Below are 22,198 nucleotides of genomic sequence, written 5' to 3'. Positions count from 1 at the left end.
ACAGTAAGTATATCGCTTTCATCCTTCTATAATCAATGTTAAATGGAATTTCAGTATATTTTTACCTTAATTTTTGTGTGAAATTAGATAAAAAAACAGCCGTTAGACATTTCAGCTATGAATGTCTAACGGCTGTTTTCATTTATAACAAATCGGCTGCTAATTGTGCTAGTTTGGATCGCTCGCCTTTTTCTAACGTAATATGTCCGCTTAGTTGCTCCTGTTTAAATTTCTCCACAATGTTAGTTAAACCATTACTCATAGAGTCTAGGTATGGATGATCAATTTGCTCAGGATCACCTACCAAAACTATTTTGCTACCCTCTCCGACCCTTGACACGATTGTTTTAATTTCATGACTTGTAAGATTTTGCGCTTCGTCAATAATAATGAATTGGCCAGGTATTGATCGTCCACGGATATACGTCAATGCCTCAACATGAATACTTCCCAGTCCCATCAATATTTTATCAATATCTCCTGATTTTTTTGTATCAAATAAAAATTCAAGATTATCATAAATCGGTTGCATCCAAGGACGTAATTTTTCATCTTTCTCCCCGGGCAAATAACCAATATCTTTACCCATTGGAACAACGGGTCTTGCTATAAGCAATTTTTTATACTTTCGTTCATCTTCTACTTTCATAAGGCCTGCAGCAAGTGCTAACAGCGTCTTCCCCGTACCTGCTTTACCAGTCAAAGTTACGAGTGGAACATCATCATTCAATAACAATTCTAGTGCCATACGTTGTTGTGCATTACGCGGGGTCATCCCCCACACAGGATCATTGCTTAGAAATAACGGCTCTAACTTCGTTGCTTGAGCATTAACCTTTAATAAGGCTGATTTGGTAGTACCCATCTCATCTTTCAAAATAATAAATTCATGTGGATTAAATCGTTGTCTTAATTGTAAATTATTAATGGTGAGAAATCTTTGATTATAAAATTCATCGATTATAGACGGATGCACTTGCATATTGAAGAAGCCAAGATATCGATCACTTTCTTGAATATTAGGATCACTGACATAATCTTTCGCTTCAAGTCCTAGCACATCAGCTTTAATTCTCATTAGTACATCTTTACTGACGAGTACAACACTTTGACGTTCTTCTTCTGGTAGTAAATTTTGCTCATTATGATAATTCAATGCAACGGCAATAATTCGATGATCATTCGTAATTTCTCCGAACATCTCTTGTATCTGTGCAAAATTACGATGATTCAATTCCACTCGAATAATCCCACCTGTATCGAGTATGATTCCGGAGTGTAACTTTCCATCTTCTTTAATTTTATCTAACAATCGAGATACAGATCTTGCGTTTCGACCCAACTCGTCAGCAAGTCTCTTCTTCGAATCAATTTCCTCCAGAACAATTGCTGGAATAACAACTTCATCATCAGGAAAAGCAAATATTGATTTTGGATCATGCAATAATACGTTTGTATCGAGCACAATTATTTTCCCCATATTAGTTCCTCCCCATCTTCATGGTTAGCATACATAGCTAACAGCCATTACGGTTACACTATGAAAGTACAAACATGTTATATACAGAGGTGAAGCAAATGAAAAAGGAACTAGTCATGATAACAGCTCTGTTACTGTTGCTATCTGGCTGCAGTAGTATGAACAGTAGTAATAAATCACCCTCCACCAATCAAAATGAGAACATCAATACTCAATCTGTTAAGCAACAAAATATCTCTAGCAATCACCAAGATACAATTGCACATCTTGAGGAGCTAGCAAAAAGTGTCGAAGGAGTTAACAATGCTCATGTTGTTATCATGGGAAATAATGCAATAGTCGGTATCGATGTTAACGCAGATCTAGAAAGATCACGCGTTGGAGTCATTAAATACTCCGTTGCTGAAGCATTTCGCAATGATACGTATGGCATCAATGCAATCGTAACAGCGGATATGGATCTTGGTGAACGCATTAAGGAGATTAGTGCAGATATCTCCGCAGGACATCCTGTAATGGGCATCGCTGAGGAGCTATCAGATATTGTAGGACGTATTATCCCGCAAGTTCCCGCAGATCTCATGCCTTCTCAAAAAGATCTTCAATACAAAGCAACAACTAAGGACAAAACATACAATACTCCCGACGATTTGGTAAAAGATACGGAGCATAGCTTAAAAGGGAAATAAATACACAAAAAGCCTAGTGTAGCCACTAGGCTTCCTTCGTTTCATATTGAAATAAAGCTATGTGTTGTAGCTCCCATAATACGACCATAGCTTTTCCCCCTTCATTTCACTTTTATGTGATAATCGAAGCTTAACTATTGATAGTATATGATATGTTCATGCTACTCATTCTGCTAATATAGATTGTAATAATTGCTTAGCTTCAGCAAGTGATTCTTCACTTGCTATTACGTAAGGATTATCCCATTTTCCCTGTAAACTCATAAATGTAATATTATCCATATTAATATTATAATAAGTTGACAACATACGGGTTAATTCTGAAGTAGGCATATCGGTATAAACATCATCACTCACTTCATCTATGACGTCACCGATCTTCGTAATACCACCAAGTGATATCATTTTTTTCATAATAGCGGAAAGAACGATACTTTGTCTATTATTTCGTTCAAAATCACTAGAAGCATTGGGATTAGCTTTAGATTGACGGAAGCGTACAAAATCTAACGTTTGTTTCCCATTTAGCGTTTGAGGGCCCGGTTGCAAGTCGATATCCGTATCGTCATGAGAATCCGTCCACTTCATTCGCATGTCCACATCAACATGAATGCCACCTAGTACATCAACTACATCTCTGAATCCCTGGAAATTAACAGATACTGCATACTGAATGGGAATGTCATAGAACTGTCCTAACACATCCCTCACTGCTGCTTTCCCTTTTAGCATAGCTCCATTTTTATCTTCACCATCTTTTTGAGCTTTTACATAGTAATTCGCATAAAACGCATTCGCTTTACGAACTTCTACTGCATCTTTTTCTTTACTATAATAAGAGATTCGAGTATCACGAGGCATTGCAATAACTGCCCCTTTTTTCGTAATAGGATTTAGCGCAGCAACTAACATAACGTCAGTGTTCAAACCACCGCCACCTTTGCGCTGATCAATTCCTAATAAAACCAAAGTTACTGGCTTGTCCTTTACTGATTCACCTTTTGCTATTGGAGCAATACTATTTGGTTCACCCTCTTGCTCGGTAACAATACTCATTTCTGGGAATTTACTATTAACCTTATTAACTATGTATGTACCGAATAATACTACTACTGCAACTATAATAATAATAATTGATAAGATCGTCGTAATAATTATTTTCTTTTTACTCTTCTTCTGTTTACGTGTTCCTCTTGAAGTCACCCGACTCTCGGTCGGTTGTGGTTGTGCATTCTTTGAAATTTGCTTGTTCATATATTCACCTACTCTTATTTTCATTAGAATATAAAAAAGCAGCACCCGTTGCCAAACGTAAAGACGGATGGTGTGAGTGCTGCTCTAATCAAATCATTACTTTGTTTCTGTATTGACTTTGTTATCTGTTGAAGATTTTCCTTTCCAGCTATCATATAACTGGCGCAAACGAAGTGTGAGCATCATAACAATTGCAATGGCCATACATTGAATAATAGGTAGCTTATCTACTTGCATAATAAGCAGAATAGCTGATCCAAAGATCATTGTAGCATACAACAGAATCTCACGAATTAATGGTAATCTAGCCTGTTGAGGACGGAATACCTTCTGAAAGATGAAAAAAGTCATTCCAAGAATGAGTAGATATGAAATGAGCATATGCTCACTTAACCATGTTTGCATTCTTACAACCTCCTCACAGTCTTATCATACTATTTATTATAAGTTTGCTAGAGCAGCTTTACGATGCTTCTCAGCACGTTCACGCTCACTCTTATTAAGGATTTTTTTACGAAGACGAATCGTTTTAGGAGTAATCTCACAATACTCATCATCATTCAAATATTCAAGTGCTTGCTCAAGAGAGAATAGCACTGGAGTTTTCAATTTAACAGTGTCGTCTTTACCCGAAGAACGAACGTTTGTTAATTGTTTTTCTTTACAGATATTTACGATAATATCATTATCGCGGTTATGTTCGCCAACGATCATACCTTCGTAAACTTCAGCACCTGGCTCTAGGAATAGGTGACCACGATCTTCAACACCCATCATACCATAGAAAGTTGTTGTGCCGTTTTCACTACTAACTAGAACGCCTGAGTGACGACCACCTACGTTAGAAGGAACATATTCGCCATAGCTATCAAAAGCATGGTTCATAATACCATAACCACGAGTTAGTGTTAGGAATGAAGTACGGTAACCAATCAAGCCACGAGCAGGAATAACGAATTCTAGACGAACTTGACCAGAACCATCATTAACCATATTCATCATTTCAGCTTTACGAGTTCCTAGGCTTTCCATAACAGCACCCATGCTCTCGTCTGGTAGATCAATTAGAAGACGCTCATAAGGTTCACTCTTCACGCCATCAATTTCTCTAACAATAACTTCTGGTTTAGAAACTTGTAGTTCAAACCCTTCACGTCTCATATTCTCGATAAGAATACTTAAGTGAAGCTCACCACGACCAGATACGATAAATGCGTCTGGACTATCTGTTTCGTCAACACGAAGTGCTACGTCAGTTTCAAGCTCTTTGAATAGACGTTCACGTAGTTTACGAGATGTAACCCATTTACCTTCACGACCTGCAAACGGAGAGTTGTTAACAACGAATGTCATTTGCAATGTTGGCTCATCGATTTTCAATACTGGCAATGCTTCAGGATTCGCTGGATCAGCGATCGTTTCACCAATATTAATTTCACGGATACCTGCAATAGCAACGATATCACCAGCGCCCGCTTCTTCGATCTCTAAACGTTTCAATCCTTGGAAACCAAATAGTTTCTCAATTCTTGCTTGTTTAGTTACGCCATCACGGTTAATAACAGCAACCGTTTGACCTTGTTTAATAATACCACGGTTTACACGGCCAACCGCAATACGACCAAGATATTCGTTGAAATCAAGCAAAGTAACTAAGAATTGAAGAGGATCAACCGTGCTCTCTGTTGGAGCAGGGATATTTTCAATAATTGTTTCATAAAGTGCTTGCATATTTTCATCTTGTTTATCAACGTTCATGCTTGAAGTTCCCATCAATGCTGAAGCATATACGACTGGGAATTCTAATTGCTGATCATTAGCACCTAATTCAATGAATAGGTCTAATACTTCGTCAATAACTTGAGTTGGACTAGCATTTGGACGGTCAATTTTGTTAACAACAACAATTGGTGTCAAGTTAGACTCAAGTGCTTTACGAAGTACGAACTTCGTTTGAGGCATACAACCTTCAAATGCATCAACTACAAGTAGTACACCATCAACCATTTTCATAATACGCTCAACTTCGCCACCGAAGTCAGCATGTCCAGGTGTATCTACGATATTGATCAAATAATCTTTGTAATTAATGGCTGTATTTTTAGCCAAAATCGTAATACCACGTTCACGCTCAATATCATTGGAATCCATTGCACGTTCTTGTACAGCTTCATGATCCTTGAATGTTCCCGATTGTTGAAGCAACTTATCAACCAATGTTGTTTTACCATGGTCTACGTGCGCAATAATTGCTATGTTACGTAAATTTTCTCTTGCCTTCATTAACTGTTACCACTCCATTTTCTTTAGTTAAACTCTTTTGTCTACCTACGCTTGCGTGTACCAAACATCAAGTAAAGACCAGCACCAACACATAATAATGCTACGACATAAATGCCCCAGCCCCATAATGCAACAAGCAACAAGCCAACAATTGACGCTGCACCAAGCCCAATAGCAGCTGTCTTTATATAACGCTGTTTCGGTGATCCAAACAGGTAGTACTCATACATACCTAGTGCTACACCAAAAATAAACAGCGGCCAAAGATAACGCAAATTACTCCATCCAAGTGCATTACAGAAAATAAAAAGTATGGCATACACAACCAACATGCCGCCTGGAACCAATGTAATTGCTGGAAGCACTCTACCAAAGTAAAGGACATGAATAAGAATCCCTGGGATGAGAACTAATATCGGCCAGAATATCGAGCCAAGAAAACTAAATACTCCCCATTTACCTAGAAGAATGACTAACCCTGCAAGCAATAAAAGTATCCCAGCGGAATATTTATTATTCATTACACGTTCCGCTCCTTAATTCTATAATTACCTGTTAATGTATCCATATCTTTATTAGTTTAACGGAATTGCGACAAAAAAACTAGGGTTATGAGTAGGTTTGCACAAAAAAACATATTCCCATTAATAAAAATCGTGGGAATATGTCCAAATTCATTCATTTTCTAATCGGTTTTTGCCTTAATATTGCTGCAATTATGACCAATGGAATACATAATAATGGAATTAAGGTAAGTGAGCTTGTCATTTTATAAAAAATGATATCATGAAGCCCTTGATCTCTGATTAGCATCTCTCCAGCAGCAAATGCAAGTAGTGATGCACCGATATAAGCTAAGAAAGGAAACCTCTTCATTAGATGATCGAGCAGTTTACTGCCCCAAATAATCATCGGAATGCTAAGGGCAATTCCGAGCATAATAAGAATAAAATCTCCCTTGGCAACTGCCGCTATAGCTAGTACATTGTCCAAGCTCATAACGAAATCTGCAGTAATAATGGTCCAGATTCCACTCATAAGTGTTACCTTCTTCATGTTTATCTCTTGATGTTGTGCTTGTTGCATATCAATAAGCAATTTAATTGATATATATAACAAGAGCAATCCACCGAACGCTTGTAGAAAGGGAATTTGAAGTAATGGAAGTGCAAGTAATACAAGAAAACATCTTAAAAACACAGCAACTAGTGTCCCCCACCACATCGCTTTGTTCCTTTGATGTATGGGTAGTTGATTACTTACCATTGCGATGACGATGGCATTGTCACCACTTAATAACAAGTTTATTAATACGATTTCAACAAAAATAATTAAGCTGTCCACATGCTCCCCTCCTCTTTAATAGAGGTATGAATAAGCTTGTATCAATATGTCATGAAATTAAAATTTTTCACTTCACGTTTGGCTATATTTGGTGTAAGCTTCTATATGGACAACTGAAAAGGAGGAACCGACCATGAACGTTTTAACAGGAGAATTTTGGCTTGCCTTGCTAAACATCATTTTTATCGATCTTATTCTTGCAGGAGACAATGCCATTGTCATCGCCCTAGCTGCTCGTAATTTACCAAAAGATCAACAGAAGAAAGCAGTTATTTGGGGTACAGTCGGTGCCATTTCCATTCGTATAGTAGCAACATTGCTTGTTGTTAAACTACTGGATCTGCCGTGGTTGCACTTAGTTGGTGGGCTACTTCTTATATGGATCGCTTTCAAACTTCTCGTACAAGAAGAACAACATGATAATGTAAAAGCAGGAAACACCTTATGGCAATCGATTCAAACAATCATTATCGCAGATGCTGCAATGGGTCTAGATAATGTAATTGCAGTTGCAGGTGCTGCCCAAGGACATATGTTGTTAGTTGTTATTGGATTACTTATTAGTGTCCCTGTCATTGTTTGGGGAAGTACATTGTTCATTAAGCTAGTTGATCGTTTCAAATGGATCATCTATGTTGGAGCTGCCGTATTAGCATACACTGCTTCTAAAATGTTTATTGATGAACACAAGTTCGGTAATATCTTCGAAGAAAATGTATGGCTTCAGTGGGCAGTTAAAATTGTTCTAATTGTAGGTATTTTGGGTTTAGGCTATATGGTCAATAAACGAAACGCTAAGAAAACTACTGCTACATCTTAAATATAGTTATCCAAAAAAGTCCACTAATGCTCTCTGTTTCAATGAGCATTAGCGGACTTTTTTGAAGATATTCTGTCTAAACTATTAGTCGTCAACTTATTGCACTTATCGTTTAATTAGTTTAATCCACTAATTTCTTTTGATGAATCATAAATTAAATTATGGTCTCTCATCAAAGAACAAACGTTCAACGGCTTCAATTATGAGCTAAAGAAAAGAAGCGCCTAGAGAGTAATAACCTCTCTAGACGCTTCTTTTTTATCATTCCGTTGATTAATCCTTGATTAGAACCAATCTTCTTCTGATTTATCCACTTGTCCATGTTCATGGTGTCCTTCAGTCATATTGAGAAGTACACTTTCTGTTCCCTCAACTGCTTGTTTAATCAAGTCGTTAAGATCTGGTAGTTGTTGCTCTACACGTTCAACAATTCGTAGATTAGGATTTGTACTTGGAGATTTCGGTAAGAATAAAGTACAACAATCTTCAAATGGTAAGATCGAAGTTTCAAACGTTCCTATTTGACGAGCAATCGTTATAATCTCTTGCTTGTCCATCATTATAACTGGCTTGATCATCGGCAATACAGTCGCACGTCCGATAACGTTCATACTTGACAATGTTTGACTTGCAACTTGTCCAAGACTTTCGCCAGTTACAATACCACCAGCTTTAAATTTCAATGCTAATTGCTCTGTAATACGAAGCATAGCACGACGCATCAATGTAATCGTTAAGTTTTCTTGATTACTATGAGTGATGCGAGTTTGAATTTCTGTAAATGGAACAAGATGTAGACGAATTGGAACACCGCTATAGTATGACAATCTTCTAGCAAGTGTAATAACTTTATCTGTTGCTTGTTGACTCGTGAAAGGATAACTATGGAAATGTACCGCCTCAATTTCAAGACCTTTACGAAGCGCCATCCAGCCCGCTACAGGACTGTCGATCCCCCCAGAAAGCAATAACATCGCTTTACCATTTGAGCCATAAGGAAAACCACCAGCAGCTGCAATGTTTTCCCAATACAAATAAGTAGCTTCTTCTTGGATTTCGATCTTCAGTTCCAGTTCAGGATTATGAACATCTACTTTCATATCAGGATATTGCGGTAATATATGAGAACCGATCAAATGATTCATCTCATGAGAACCGTGGGCAAATCTTTTCCATGCTCGACGAGCATTAATTTTGAAAGTAGCTGGAGTCTTATCTAGAGATTTCATAACCTCGTCAGCTGCTGCTTTAATCGCTTCAAGTTCTGAAGGTACAGAAATAACCGGACTAACTGAGATAATTCCGAACAAATCTTTCAAACGCTCAATGACTGGTTGATGTGGAATTCCATTTAGAATGACATATAGTCTTCCGTATGTTCTCCAGTAGGTTACCTCAGGAAACTCTTTCATTGCTCGCTTCACTGACTTTAGCATTTTATCTTCAAATATTTTACGATTGCGACCTTTCATTGTTAAGTCGCCATATCGTAACACTATACGATCGTACATCAATGTGTGTTGCCCCTCTCAAGATGTTTTAGTGACTGTATTATTTCATTCAACGCATCCACTAAAGTATCAATATCCGCTATTGTATGTTCTTGTCCAAAGCTAATACGAATGCCTCCAGTAGCTTCTCCTCTTGTTGCCCCTATAGCCATAAGAACACGACTAGGTTTATCGTCCTTGGAGGAACAAGCTGAACGAGTCGATGCTAGAATACTCCGTTGCTCCAACATATGAATAACGACTTCCGGCTTCATCCCTGGATATGAGAAATGAACGATATACGGAGATTGTGGTGCACCGCCATTAAGCTTTAATTCAGGTATTTCTTGAATTTTTCCACGTAAATATGTCGCTAATATTGCAGCAGCATTATAATGCTGATCTAATGATTGTATTGCTAATCGCAACGCTTTTGCACTAGCAACAACCGCAGCTATATTCTCAGTTCCTGCTCGTAAATTATGTTCTTGAGAGCCACCTACTTGTAACGGTACTAATTGTATACCATTTCGCATATAGAGAAAACCGACCCCACGAGGACCACGCAATTTATGTGCTGAACCACTTAATAAATCTATTCCCCAATCCTCAATATCAATATTGAGTTTTCCAAGACTTTGTACGGCATCAACATGAAATATTACTTTGGGATATTGCTTTAGCAATTGTCCGATTGCAGCAATCGGTTGTTCTGAACCTAACTCATTGTTAACATGCATAATACTTACTAGAATAGTATCAACCGTTATGTGCTGTTTCAATTGATCTAGTGATACATGCCCAGTAGCATCAACTGGAAGCTCAGTAATCGTAAAACCTTCTTGCCCGAGTTGTTGCATAGCTTCATGAACAGAAGCATGTTCTACTGCTGAAGTAATAATATGTTTGCCACGATTAGCATATTGACGGGCAACGCCTTTAATCGCTAAATTATTAGATTCTGTGCCACCAGAAGTAAACATCCATTTGCCTTGCTTCGTATGCATTAAACTAGTCAATTGTTCACGTGCTTTTTCAATAAGTTTTGCTGCCGCTACGCCACCACTATGCAACGAGGATGGGTTGGCATAATGTTTCGTCATGACTTCCATCATCGTACGCACAACATCCTCATGAGGAGGGGTAGATGCGCAATGGTCAAAATAAAGCATAACATGTAAACCTTCTTCCACTGTGATTAAATGTACAACCTACAATATACGATAAAAACGGGATATACGAAAGTGCCACTTTAACTTCCTTTAAGTGGAACACGTATTCCCGTTTCTTATTATTCTCGCTTATGTTCAACTTTATATTATGCTTGAGCTGATAATACTTTACCTATATAACGTTGTGTTTCTTGAGGCAGTAATGACATTTTTTGTTGCAAATCAGCGTTGGTAGCAATACCAAGACGATCTACACGACCAGGTCCTGCGTTATAAGCTGCAAGAGCGACCTGTTCATTGCCATTGTACTTTTTAAGTAGCATAGCCAAATAGCGAGTACCGCCTTCAATATTTTGCTGTGGATCATAAGAATTCGTTACACCTAGTCCTCTTGCTGTCCCGTCCATCAGTTGCATAAGCCCTTTTGCCCCTGCAGACGATACTGCACCAGCATTGAAGTTGGACTCTGTTTGAATAACTGCTTCAATTAAAGATGCATCAACACCATACTTTTGTGATGCTGCTCCAATTAGAGAAGCATATTGAGAGCTACCATAGCTACTTCCAACATTTACAGCTTCTGACGATGATAAACCAACTGTTCCTCTTACTGCACTTACTACTTCTTCTCCATATTGTTGAACATGACTTACTCCTGTTTGTCCGAGGTATCCCCATATAAGGTCTTGATCTGCTTCCTCCGAAGCTTTTCCAAGCGCAGGATCCCAAACTTTTGCTTCTTGCAATAATTCATCAAACTGGGACTTATTACTGGAATCACTTTGAACTTTTTTACCTGTATAATAGTTAAGCTGAGAATTTATTTGCTGTTGCATCATAGCTTTTGTAGTATTAATCTCCATAACTATTTCTATCCCCCACTTCATGACTGATAATTACTATATCGGCAGATCATTACTTTCAATAAATAGTGAAAATATCATAACTCGTCCATTATATCATAAATCACTTTATAGTATTTCCATTTTATGCAAAATGAGAGTAAAGGGCTGTTCGTCTACTAATAATATCCAAAAAAATATTCAATACTAAAGCAATATGGCGAAAAACGTACCTATTCATACTAAAATTGTTTGATTTCTTGCCATTAATCAGACTTTTGCGTTCCATACCCCTTAATAACTGCGTTATCGCCGCTTTTGTCATTTGCTATCAATACCTCTTATTTTATATGATATAGTTTAAGATGTAATTAAAAAATATTAGAAAAAGGATAGTGAAGATTAGAAATGGACATAGGTCTCAAATTATTCATGATTGCATTACTGATTTTTTTAACTGCTTTCTTTGTAGCCGCAGAGTTTGCGATTGTACGCTTACGTTCAAGCCGCATTGATCAGTTAGTACTGGAAGGAAAGAAAGGTATAGCTTCAGTACAAAAAATTTCTAGCAATCTGGATGCATATTTATCTGCCTGTCAGCTAGGTATAACTTGTACCGCTTTAGGTCTTGGTTTTCTAGGTGAACCGACAGTAGCTGCCATCCTGTTACCGTTGTTCCATGATTTAGGTATTAGCGAATCCATTAGTCATCCCGTTTCAATTGCAATTGCATTTATCGTCATCACATTTTTCCATGTAGTCGTAGGTGAATTAGCACCTAAAACTTGGGCTATTCAAAAAGCTGAACAAATTTCATTATTAACAGCTAAGCCGCTTATTATTTTCTATAAAGTATTGTATCCGTTCATCTGGACTCTAAATGGTTCAGCAAATGCCATTACTCGTCTTTTCGGCTTACATTCCGCGAAAGAGCATGAAGATGCTCATAGTGAGGAAGAAATTCAAATTATTTTGAATGAAAGCTATCAAAGTGGAAAAATTAATAACACTGAATATGGTTATGTTAGTCGTATTTTCGCTTTCGATGAATTGTTAGCTAAAGAAATCATGGTTCCACGTACAGATATGGTATGTTTGTATACAAATAACTCGCTTGAACAAAACTTTGAAGTTATTGAGCGTGAACAATATACTCGCTTTCCTGTAGCAATGGAAAGCAAAGATAATATCGTAGGTATGATTAATACGAAGCAATTATTTCTTGAACATTATAAAACGCATCAATTTGATCTGAAATCATTAATTCATCCAGTACTAAGTGTGTCTGAAGTAACACCTATTAAAACTTTATTGAAACGTATGCAGTTAGAACGCGTTCATATCGCTATACTAGTCGATGAGTACGGTGGGACATCTGGACTTATTACAATCGAAGATATTATTGAAGAAATTGTTGGTGAAATTCGAGATGAATTCGATGCTGACGAACGTAAAGAAATTGAGCAACTTGATGAGAACTGTTACCTGTTAGATGGAAAAGTTCTTCTCGACGAAATTCATGAGCTTACAGGAGCTAGTTTTGAAGATGAAGAAGTAGAAACCATTGGTGGTTGGGTTTACAGTAAGATGCAAGATCCTAAGCTAGGCAAGTCTTTACAATACGAAAACTTGAAATTCATTGTCCGTGAAACAAGCAAAAATCGTATTCGTAAAATTGAAATGCAGATTGAGTTACCTGTTAATCTTTCTGAAGAACATACCGCATAATATAAGGAGCTTATTGTTATACTTAGGTATAGACAATAAGCTCTTTTTTCATGTAATTATCGGTTTGATTTTTCGGAATATTTAAACTTTTTTCAAAAGGGTTGATTTATGTCATTAATTATGTGATAATACTTTTTGTCTTTGAAAATAATATGCCGTTGTAGCTCAACTGGTAGAGCAACTGACTTGTAATCAGTAGGTTGGGGGTTCAAGTCCTCTCGACGGCACCATTTTTTATTCAAACTCATATGTACATATTGGCCGTTGTAGCTCAACTGGTAGAGCAACTGACTTGTAATCAGTAGGTTGGGGGTTCAAGTCCTCTCGACGGCACCATCTTTATTCAAACTCATATGTTACATATTCGCCGTTGTAGCTCAACTGGTAGAGCAACTGACTTGTAATCAGTAGGTTGGGGGTTCAAGTCCTCTCGACGGCACCATTTTACAACATATACTTCTTCTACTCTTACGAGTGAAGAAGTTTTTTTATGCTTTATTATCAATGTTCCACGATTGTAAGTTAAGCTACTAATGAAAATAAAAAAACTGCCACAATGTTAGCAGCAGTTCATTAATCTTTACTCATCAGATTGATCCCATTTTTTTGAATAAGCTTTTTTTGTTACCCATAACGTCACCCAAGTGATGATCGCAATAATTATTATAGTGAAAAACCATACAGAGCCTGGTACACCGCCCAATATTACCCCTCCTAAAGTTTAATATAAGTATCTTAGTATTTTTCAATAATCTCCTAAGTAATAGCATCAAGGAAAAGTTTTAACATAAACTCACTACATTATTACCATTATAGTGTACACTAATTATACATTGGTATTTATGTTTAATATCGACAAATTTGCAACAAAAGGAGCGTACGACATGGATTTTCGTCTTGACCTATTAGATACTAAAATCGAATTTTTTGAAGCTTTATCGCTTAAAGAACTTGAAAATGCAATTGCTCAACAAATTGATAATAATAAAGCGCTTATGTTGGAGCCACATTCAATCTCTCATCATGTGACCTTTCATCCAATTCGCGAGAAAATGTTATATTCTGCAGTCGTTCATTTCAAGATTAAACGATAATTTGTTGCTGACAGAAAGCATTAAATAATATATGAGTGAAAAGAAGAAACCAACAAGGAGGATTTCACTTTCGACTTGTTGGTTTCTTCTTCTTCGATGCCGACTGAGCTACAACGATTATACCTCGTGATCACGAGTGGACGTTTTGAACTTCCTCTTCAAGTAGAGGTTCAAAACGTTCGCTCGTCAGCACCAAGAAGATGCCCCACAGCGGAAACGAGTAGCACAGCGTACGTTTTGTGTACGCGAGCACACGCAGGCTTTCGATGGGAGGCATCTTCGCTGCCGAATATACTCCAATGACTATACCTCGTGATCACCGGTGGACGTTTTGAACTTCCTCTTCCAATAGAGGTTCAAAACGTTCGCTCGTCAGCACCAAGAAGATGCCCCACAGCGGAAACGAGTAGCACAGCGTACGTTTTGTGTACGCGAGCACACGCAGGCTTTCGATGGGAGGCATCTTCGCTGCCGAATATACTCCAATGACTATACCTCGTGATCACCGGTGGACGTTTTGAACTTCCTCTTCCAATAGAGGTTCAAAACGTTCGCTCGTCAGCACCAAGAAGATGCCCCACAGCGGAAACGAGTAGCACAGCGTACGTTTTGTGTACGCGAGCACACGCAGGCTTTCGATGGGAGGCATCTTCGCTGCCGAATATACTCCAATGACTATACCTCGTGATCACGTGTGGACGTTTTGAACTTCCTCTTAAATTTAGATGAGTTCATTGCGGTTTTTTAGATATCTATACATAACAACCGCTAATAGCGAACATAATAGCGCACAAACCCCGATAAAGAGATAACCAGCCTGTAACCCTCTCATTAACGCCAAGCTCGTATCAGCGCCATAAGCGTTCTTGACGCCTTTAATGATAATTCCTATGAGATAATTGCCAATGACTGAGCCCAGACCCATAATCGTTGCTACAAAACCGATAACTACATCACTATCATTAGGATAACGTTTCGAGATGAATGCCATAACGGTTGGATAGATTGGTGCAACTCCAAAGCCTGCAATCGCAAAGAAAATGGCATAACTCTCCCCTCCTAACGTTGCAATAAACGTGCAGATTGCAGCAATCATGGAAACACCAATGATCGAAACGGTAAATCCAACTCGATCAATAATTGGTCCTAGAAATAATCTAGCCAATGAGAAGCCAATAAAGAACGAAGAAAGCATACTAGACGCCGCTATTGTCGTCCATCCATAGCTTTTCTCTAAAAAGTTAACTAGCCATCCACCTACAGAAAGCTCGGATACAACACCGAATGTTAATATAGCAATTAATAACCATAACGATTTGTCTCTCATTAAAGTTTTGAATGATTTACGGTCCTCTGCTTTAATGTCGTCACCAGGAAAACGACTTAATAAAGCAGGAATAATAGGAATTAATGATAGTGTAAGAACGATTAGATACATCGTTCTCCAATCGATAGCATAACCAAATAAACTAATACTCATTAATCCCGTTGCTAATAGCGGCGCTACGACAGAACTTATGCCATAAAAGAAATGTGAGAGATTCATCATCGTACCAGTATTTTTCGTAAAAATACGTGCACCTAGGATAGCCAATCCAATCTCTAGCATCCCATTTCCGATGTAAAGCACAAAATTTGAACCAATCAGCCATGTATAAGAATAGGAAAGCCATACAAGTACACCCGATACAAACATAATAATGAAGGTCATAACAGTAACAACTTTCATTCCAAACTTCCGGACGAGTAACCCTGTAAATGAACAAGCTAATAAATAGCCTAATGAATTCAATGATAATAACGTGCCGAGTTGTCCTTCATCTAGATGGAATTGCAGCTGCATTCTGGGGATAGCAGGTCCCTTAATATTTTCAGATAAGCCAAAAATGATGAACCCGATAAAAATAGTAAGCAACTGCCACGTATAATTACGTTTCTCTAACCTTGTCTCTTGTTGTAAAGATGTCATATTATAATATCTCCTATATGTATATATGATCCGATCACACAAATAACGCCCATTCATTTAAGATTTCCCATAATGAATGAGCGCCACTTTATTACTTAGTTATCAATGCCTGCTTTTTGAACTTCCTCTTCCAATAAAGGTTCAAAAAGCGGGCTTTCGCATGTCGAGAAGATGCATTCCAGCGGAAACGAGTAGCACAGCGTACGTATTGTGTACGTGAGCACACGCAGGCTTCCGATGGAGTGCATATTCGCCGTCGATTACGCTACGAAGCACCACATAGTGATCGCGAGTGGATGTTTTGAACTACCTCTAGTATTGATAGAAATCTTTCAGTTCTGATTGAATCACAACCTCAACCTGTTCATAACATTCAGAGGTCGTTTTTTCATATACTTTATTTCCATTAACTAATGCATACGGTCTAGCTCTACATAGATTACACATATTGAGACAATCGGTTCGCATCACTGCAACCTCTTCGTATACGGTTTCCAATTGTTCTAAATCCAAATTCGATAGTTCATTTCTAGTACAGGTCTCAACAACAACGATACCTAATCCCATACTAATCTCACATCCTTCATTGAAGCAAAAATCACACGAACTATTCGACTGTTCTTATGTTAAAGCTTCTATCTTTCCTTGCGCAATCAATTCTCTTCCATTCAACTCATCAAGCTTCATCTGCTCAATAAGATCATCCAAATTGTCATACTTAATCTCACCACGTAAATATGTTGAGAATGTTACCTTTACTTGTTCCCCGTACAAATCTCCTGAAAAATCAAGTAAATACGCTTCTATTTTATAGGAATCACCATTCACAGTTGGTCGATACCCCGCACTTATAAGAGTATAATACGATTGATTAGCGAATACTCCCGTAATAATCTCTGCGATTCCAAGATATATCCCAGCTTTAGGAGAATCATATTGATCAACACTTCCTCCTAAATTAATCGTTGGAAACATCAATTCTCGCCCTAGTGCAGCACCATGTACAACTTCTCCAATAACATAAGATGATCCGCTCATTCGTTGTTGCACCTCTTTCAATTTCAATACACTTAGTATACATGAATGTTTAAAAAGTGTGAAGAGAATTGCTCTCCCCACATTTGGACGCAGATACTAATCCGTTCTCTATCGAATTGTACCTACAAAAAGCACTGCCCATGCAATCATGTTAGGCAGTGCTATCGTATCTTATCTGCTTGTAATTAGTCTGTCTACTGCACCACTGATAAATCTTTAATAAAGAAATGATGATTAAAGCCAGGAGGTACATTTTCAATAATTGCATATTGCTGATAGCCATGCTTAGGGTAATATTGTGGTGCTTGAAATGTGAACGTATTTAATTTGATGTATAAGCACTTTCTCTCTCGAGCAATACGCTCAATCTCATCTAATAAATCTGATCCTAACCGTTGTCCGCGATAGCAATTATCAATCCATAGATGGTTAACCTCGATCCAATTCCATAGATGAACAGCATTAAGTCCACCAATTATTTCTTGTTGATCATTAACAATTTTCAATGTAATCGGTTCATATGTTGTAGGTGCATGCTCATTATTATAGGCAACTAATTGTGAACGAATCCATTCCCCTTCTGCTTCGCTACCTCTATTTATACTATGACTCACTGGCGCACTGCCTCCCGAAATTTATTGTTTGGTCGAGCTATACCCAATCCTTCTCGTAACGTTACATCATCATATTGTGTTTGAACAAGACCTCGCTCTTGTAACTCTGGAATAAGCTGCTCGGTCAGTTGCTGCAAACTTTCTGGAAGCACGGCAGGTATAAGATTGAATCCATCGTACCCCACATTAGTATATAAATTTTGCAGCGCATCAGCGATTTGCGTCTTAGTACCTGTAAGTGTAATCCAGTTTCTTACACCGAACCCCGCTTCACTAACTACTTCCGACTGCTGTTGTTCATATGCTTCTAGCAATTTGTCAGTTTCTGCTTCGTTATCTCCAATAATCGGCAACACATTTAGTAGCAATTGTGGTTGCTGTATAAGGAATTGTTGCTTTAATTGAAGTCGTATCTCTTCATATTTATGAATCGCTTCTGCTGTCGTCTTGACTCCAACGAGTAATATATCTGCATGTTTAGCTACTAACTCAAGTCCTAAGACAGAATCCGCCTGCTGAATTCGTACCGGATACCCTTGTGGCGGACGAATGACATTCAGTGAACCCGCTACCGAATAATACTTTCCTTTAAAGTTCAGATGATGGTGTTTACTTGGATCAGCATATATTCCTGTTTCCTTATCTCCAATAATAGCATCATCTTCCCAACTATCCCATAATGATGATGTTATATTAAGAAATTCTTCTGCCTGTTGCTTCCATTCTGATGGATCAGGTACGAGCGCTACGTCATAATGACGATACGTGCGCTCTTGATCATTAATTACGACATTCCATGCAGCACGCCCCTTACTCAGATGATCAAGTGACGCTAGCTTTCTAGCCACATGATATGGCTGACTAGTTGTAATTGGTATTGTCGCAACTAATCCAATATGCTCTGTATACGTAAGCAAAGAGCTTGTTACACTTATAGAATCCAAACGATATTGAGGACTAACTTTCAACGACTCATCCTCGTAAGTGGTTAAACCATGTAATTCATCAATTAGAATAAAATCAAACTTTGCTCTCTCTGCCTCTTGAGCAATTTTTTTGAAATAGTTACTAGTTAGACGTTCCTTAGCAATTGAATTTGAAAAATTCCATGCCCCAGGAATATAACCAGCCCCTGCGATGGATACGCCAAGTTTCATTCTTTGTTTAGATTTACTCATGATGTGCTCCTCCTCACTATTCTTTTATTAGACATTTAGATGCTGTCTCAATTGTGAACCTTCATAATCCTGTCGATATATTCCTCTAGCTTGTAATTCAGGGATAACAGAATCTACGAATTGCTCGAAGCCACTTGGGAAGTGGGGTGGTAATATATTAAAGCCATCGCAGGCGTCATTCTCAAACCATAGCTGCATCTGATCTGCCACTTGTGATGCCGTACCGTATACAGTTTTATGACCTCGAGAACCGATCATATGCTTAATAAGTTGACGAACATTCAGACCTTCACGCTTTGCCATATCTGATACAAGTTGAAAACGTCCTCTGCCTGCATTAACTTTATCTAGATCAGGAAGTTCTGGAAGTGGTGCATCGAGATCACAAGTTGTTAGATCTGTTGCTAGTACAATAGACAGCCAAGCTAGACCAAGTGAGTCGATTAACAGACTATGCATATATTCTGCTTTCTCTTTCGCTTCTTTCTCTGATGAACCGATAACGGGATAGATTCCTGGAAGTATTTTCATACTACTAGTCTCTCTTCCTACACTTTCTAGCTTACTATGAACACTTTTATAGAACAGTTGTGCTTCTTCCATTGTGTGCCAAGCGGTAAAAATAACGTCAGCATTGCGTGCAGCCAAATACTGACCTGCCTCGGAAGCACCAGCTTGAATAAGCACCGGTCTACCTTGTGGCGTAGGTGGAATATTCAGCGGACCCTCTATTCGGAATTCTTTTCCTTGATGTTGCAACTTATGAATAGCACTTGGATTAGCAAACACACGACTGATTCGGTCTTCTACGATCGCATCATCTTGCCAGCTATCCCATAGACCTGTGACGACATCGACGAATTCTTGTGCACGTTCATAACGATGAGCATGCTCAAAATGCTCGTCACGGAAATTAAGTGCCTCTTCCTTCTCTGCCGTAGTAACAACATTCCACGCTACACGACCACCACTTAGATGATCTAGACTAGCAATTTCTCTAGCTAGATGATAGGGCTCTGCAAATGAGGTGGAAACCGTTGCCGCAAGTCCAATCTTTTCCGTTACACCAATGAGAGAAGAAAGTAGCGTAATTGGTTCCAAGTGAGTATTAATGCTATGTTTAATAATCGCATCATAACGGTCAGTTACAGCTAGTCGATCTGCTATAAATAGCATATCTAATTTCCCACGTTCAGCGGTTTGTGCTATATGTTTGTAAAATTCAAAATCATTCAATTGATCAGGTCTTGCGAGCGGATCTCTCCAAGATGAAATATGATGTCCAACTCCTAACAAAAACACTCCAATACTCATTTGACGAGTAACATTTCCCATAATAATCCCTTCCTCTTATACCGTAATTAACTCCTTACCATCCACTAGCTGAGATTGTCTTATTCGAAACTTTTCTATAGAAGGTACGGATTCAATGAGCTTCTTCGTCGTTGAATGAATCGCATGACTGAATAGTTGATCGGCAACGATATACTCTACGATTTCGCCTTGCTCCATTACTGCGACTGTATCGCAGAAAAATTCGATAACTGCAAGATTATGTCCGATGAATAAATAAGTTAAGTCAAACTCATCACGTAGATCTAACAGTAAATTCAATATTTGGGCCTGAATTGACACATCAAGGGCAGATGTAGGTTCATCAAGAATAATGAATTCTGCCTGTACTGCTAGTGCTCTGGCGATCCCAATTCTTTGACGCTGTCCACCAGAAAATTCGTGTGGGTAACGATGCATATGCTCTGCCTTCAATCCAACACGTTCTAGTAGAACTATCGTTGCTGCTTCAGCCTCTTTGCGACTTGAAACAACTCCTAGACGCATCATAGGTTTAATGATCTGTTCTCCGATCTTTTTTCTCGGATTTAAAGCCGATGAGTGATCTTGAAATATCATTTGCATCTGACGATAATAACTTCGCATTTGTTTATTAGGAAGCGAAGTTATCGATTGCCCATTAATTAGCACTTCTCCTGCGGTTGGCTCTAACAATCGACATATCATTCTTCCTAAGGTAGATTTCCCTGAACCCGATTCACCAATTAGTCCAACAATTTCACCTCGATGAATCGTTAGATTAATATCATTCACAGCAATAAATTGTTGCTTTGATGAATTCTTTCTCCAAGATGGAGTACTGAATACTTTGGTTAATCCTTTTAACTCAATATATGGTTTCATGCACCTACCCCTTCCGGATAATGACATGCAACTTGTCGTTTATCACTTAATGTCGTTAGTTCAGGATTATGATGAAGACAATGGGTAGATGCTTTAGGGCATCGCTCGAAAAACACACATCCCTCGGATAATTCTAGTAAATCTGGTGCTGAACCTTCGATCTGTGGCAGACGATATTGTTGAGATTGCTCAACTGAACGAGTAACACCTGGAACGGACTCTATTAATCCTTTCGTGTACGGATGAAGTGGTTGTCTAATAACGTCCTCTGTTTTCCCAAACTCGACGAGCTTACCAGCGTACATAACGGCAACTTTATCACTTATATTAGCAACCACACCGAAATCATGCGTAATAATCATAATAGCGGTGTTATACTCCTCATTAATTTGTTTTAGCAGCTCTAATATTTGTTTCTGAATCGTCGCATCGAGCGCAGTCGTTGGTTCGTCTGCAATAATTAGCTTCGGTCGACTACTAATAGCTAATGCAATAACGACTCGTTGCCTCATTCCTCCACTTAACTCATGTGGATAGGCACGTAGTACACGCTCCGTATCATGAATACCAACTTTTCGTAATAATGCAGAAGCTTCTTGCTTCACATCTTTTCTTGAAAGTGATGGTTGATGCTTAGCGATGATTTCTGATAATTGATTGCCAATTGCAAAATACGGGTCAAGTGCGGTTAGAGGATTTTGAAATATCATTGAAATATCTTTGCCGCGTATACGATTATATTGCTTATGATCAATCTTCGTGAGATCAACTTCAACGAACGAAATACTCCCTTCCGTAATGCTTGCAATAGAACGCGGCAATAACCCCATTACAGATAGAGCAGTTACACTTTTACCTGATCCAGACTCTCCGACAATTGCTAGCACCTCACCCGCTTCAATCGAAAAATCAATTCCATTGATTGCATTAATGATGCCTGCTTGCGTCTTGAACTGTGTATGCAAGTTTTTTACTTCTAATATTGCCATAGGCTCACCACCACGAAT

22 protein-coding genes and 3 tRNA genes are annotated in these 22,198 nt (G+C 38.3%); 7 read left to right on the top strand and 18 right to left on the bottom strand.

The window, feature by feature from the left end:
• Positions 1–142: 142 nt before the first annotated feature.
• Positions 143–1,480: a PhoH family protein gene (locus NV377_RS13315; RefSeq protein WP_258199411.1), complete on the bottom strand. Its 1,338-nt coding sequence runs from the start codon at positions 1,478–1,480 to the stop codon at positions 143–145.
• Between the two features lie 98 nt (positions 1,481–1,578).
• Between NV377_RS13315 and NV377_RS13310 the strand changes: the two genes are divergently transcribed.
• On the top strand, positions 1,579–2,169 hold the full coding sequence (locus NV377_RS13310) for a YhcN/YlaJ family sporulation lipoprotein (protein WP_258199410.1): 591 nt from the start codon (positions 1,579–1,581) through the stop codon (positions 2,167–2,169).
• Between the two features lie 165 nt (positions 2,170–2,334).
• Here the strand turns inward: NV377_RS13310 and NV377_RS13305 are convergent, their stop codons facing one another.
• The 5 genes from NV377_RS13305 to NV377_RS13285 form a co-directional block, all read right to left on the bottom strand.
• Entirely contained in the window at positions 2,335–3,423 is a 1,089-nt protein-coding gene (locus NV377_RS13305; protein ID WP_258199409.1) for an LCP family protein, read from the bottom strand.
• Between the two features lie 96 nt (positions 3,424–3,519).
• The gene (locus NV377_RS13300; protein WP_258199408.1) at positions 3,520–3,828 is read right to left on the bottom strand and encodes a YlaH-like family protein; all 309 of its coding nucleotides are present in this window, start codon (positions 3,826–3,828) and stop codon (positions 3,520–3,522) included.
• A gap of 36 nt (positions 3,829–3,864) precedes the next feature.
• On the bottom strand, positions 3,865–5,706 hold the full coding sequence (typA, locus tag NV377_RS13295; protein WP_258199407.1) for a translational GTPase TypA: 1,842 nt from the start codon (positions 5,704–5,706) through the stop codon (positions 3,865–3,867).
• Positions 5,707–5,747: 41 nt separating this feature from the next.
• Positions 5,748–6,227: a hypothetical protein gene (locus tag NV377_RS13290; RefSeq protein WP_258199406.1), complete on the bottom strand. Its 480-nt coding sequence runs from the start codon at positions 6,225–6,227 to the stop codon at positions 5,748–5,750.
• Between the two features lie 157 nt (positions 6,228–6,384).
• Positions 6,385–7,050: a TerC family protein gene (locus tag NV377_RS13285; protein ID WP_258199405.1), complete on the bottom strand. Its 666-nt coding sequence runs from the start codon at positions 7,048–7,050 to the stop codon at positions 6,385–6,387.
• A gap of 133 nt (positions 7,051–7,183) precedes the next feature.
• On the opposite strand from NV377_RS13285, the gene NV377_RS13280 reads away from it, so the two are divergent.
• Positions 7,184–7,870, top strand: a complete 687-nt coding sequence (locus tag NV377_RS13280; protein ID WP_258199404.1) for a TerC family protein — start codon at positions 7,184–7,186, stop codon at positions 7,868–7,870.
• Positions 7,871–8,154: 284 nt separating this feature from the next.
• Here NV377_RS13280 and thiI read toward each other — a convergent pair whose 3' ends face one another.
• The 3 genes from thiI to NV377_RS25795 all read right to left on the bottom strand — a co-directional run bounded on the left by thiI (position 8,155) and on the right by NV377_RS25795 (position 11,395).
• The gene (gene thiI / locus NV377_RS13275) at positions 8,155–9,384 is read right to left on the bottom strand and encodes a tRNA uracil 4-sulfurtransferase ThiI (protein WP_258199403.1); all 1,230 of its coding nucleotides are present in this window, start codon (positions 9,382–9,384) and stop codon (positions 8,155–8,157) included.
• On the bottom strand, positions 9,381–10,532 hold the full coding sequence (locus NV377_RS13270) for a cysteine desulfurase family protein (RefSeq protein WP_258199402.1): 1,152 nt from the start codon (positions 10,530–10,532) through the stop codon (positions 9,381–9,383). Before NV377_RS13270 ends, thiI begins: the two co-directional genes overlap by 4 nt.
• 146 nt (positions 10,533–10,678) lie before the next feature.
• Positions 10,679–11,395, bottom strand: a complete 717-nt coding sequence (locus NV377_RS25795) for a lytic transglycosylase domain-containing protein (RefSeq protein WP_308860046.1) — start codon at positions 11,393–11,395, stop codon at positions 10,679–10,681.
• A 387-nt stretch (positions 11,396–11,782) separates the two neighbouring features.
• Between NV377_RS25795 and NV377_RS13260 the strand changes: the two genes are divergently transcribed.
• The 4 genes from NV377_RS13260 (at position 11,783) to NV377_RS13245 (ending at position 13,544) form a co-directional block, all read left to right on the top strand.
• Complete coding sequence (locus NV377_RS13260; RefSeq protein ID WP_258199401.1) at positions 11,783–13,102, top strand: hemolysin family protein; 1,320 nt, start codon at positions 11,783–11,785, stop codon at positions 13,100–13,102.
• 154 nt (positions 13,103–13,256) lie between these two features.
• A tRNA-Thr gene (locus NV377_RS13255) sits at positions 13,257–13,332 on the top strand.
• A 30-nt stretch (positions 13,333–13,362) separates the two neighbouring features.
• A tRNA-Thr gene (locus NV377_RS13250) sits at positions 13,363–13,438 on the top strand.
• A gap of 30 nt (positions 13,439–13,468) precedes the next feature.
• Positions 13,469–13,544: transfer RNA gene (locus NV377_RS13245), tRNA-Thr, on the top strand.
• 138 nt (positions 13,545–13,682) lie between these two features.
• Here the strand turns inward: NV377_RS13245 and NV377_RS13240 are convergent.
• Positions 13,683–13,805 carry a hypothetical protein gene (locus NV377_RS13240; protein WP_258199400.1) on the bottom strand — a complete coding sequence of 41 codons (123 nt, stop codon included), beginning with the start codon at positions 13,803–13,805 and terminating at the stop codon, positions 13,683–13,685.
• A 181-nt stretch (positions 13,806–13,986) separates the two neighbouring features.
• Here NV377_RS13240 and NV377_RS13235 point away from each other — a divergent pair, with 181 nt between their 5' ends.
• Complete coding sequence (locus NV377_RS13235) at positions 13,987–14,196, top strand: YrzA family protein (RefSeq protein WP_258199399.1); 210 nt, start codon at positions 13,987–13,989, stop codon at positions 14,194–14,196.
• Positions 14,197–14,917: 721 nt separating this feature from the next.
• On the opposite strand, the gene NV377_RS13230 is transcribed toward NV377_RS13235, so the two are convergent.
• The 8 genes from NV377_RS13230 to NV377_RS13195 all read right to left on the bottom strand — a co-directional run bounded on the left by NV377_RS13230 (position 14,918) and on the right by NV377_RS13195 (position 22,180).
• On the bottom strand, positions 14,918–16,165 hold the full coding sequence (locus tag NV377_RS13230) for an MFS transporter (protein ID WP_258199398.1): 1,248 nt from the start codon (positions 16,163–16,165) through the stop codon (positions 14,918–14,920).
• A 312-nt stretch (positions 16,166–16,477) separates the two neighbouring features.
• Positions 16,478–16,732, bottom strand: coding sequence for a DUF1450 domain-containing protein (locus tag NV377_RS13225; protein WP_258199397.1), 255 nt, complete (start codon positions 16,730–16,732; stop codon positions 16,478–16,480).
• Positions 16,733–16,786: 54 nt separating this feature from the next.
• Complete coding sequence (locus NV377_RS13220) at positions 16,787–17,203, bottom strand: riboflavin kinase (RefSeq protein ID WP_258199396.1); 417 nt, start codon at positions 17,201–17,203, stop codon at positions 16,787–16,789.
• Between the two features lie 194 nt (positions 17,204–17,397).
• A complete protein-coding gene (locus NV377_RS13215) occupies positions 17,398–17,817 on the bottom strand; it encodes a GNAT family N-acetyltransferase (RefSeq protein ID WP_258199395.1) in 420 nt (139 codons plus the stop codon).
• Entirely contained in the window at positions 17,814–18,995 is a 1,182-nt protein-coding gene (locus NV377_RS13210) for an LLM class flavin-dependent oxidoreductase (RefSeq protein ID WP_258199394.1), read from the bottom strand. Before NV377_RS13210 ends, NV377_RS13215 begins: the two co-directional genes overlap by 4 nt.
• A 27-nt stretch (positions 18,996–19,022) precedes the next feature.
• Entirely contained in the window at positions 19,023–20,330 is a 1,308-nt protein-coding gene (locus NV377_RS13205; RefSeq protein ID WP_258199393.1) for an LLM class flavin-dependent oxidoreductase, read from the bottom strand.
• A gap of 15 nt (positions 20,331–20,345) precedes the next feature.
• A complete protein-coding gene (locus tag NV377_RS13200) occupies positions 20,346–21,191 on the bottom strand; it encodes an ATP-binding cassette domain-containing protein (RefSeq protein WP_258199392.1) in 846 nt (281 codons plus the stop codon).
• Entirely contained in the window at positions 21,188–22,180 is a 993-nt protein-coding gene (locus tag NV377_RS13195) for an ABC transporter ATP-binding protein (protein WP_258199391.1), read from the bottom strand. The genes NV377_RS13200 and NV377_RS13195 overlap by 4 nt, the downstream gene beginning before the upstream one ends.
• Positions 22,181–22,198 lie beyond the last annotated feature (18 nt).

Source organism: Paenibacillus endoradicis, assembly GCF_024721975.1.
The sequence above is the reverse complement of the archived record's forward strand: the minus strand, read 5'-3'. Positions and strand labels throughout refer to the sequence as shown.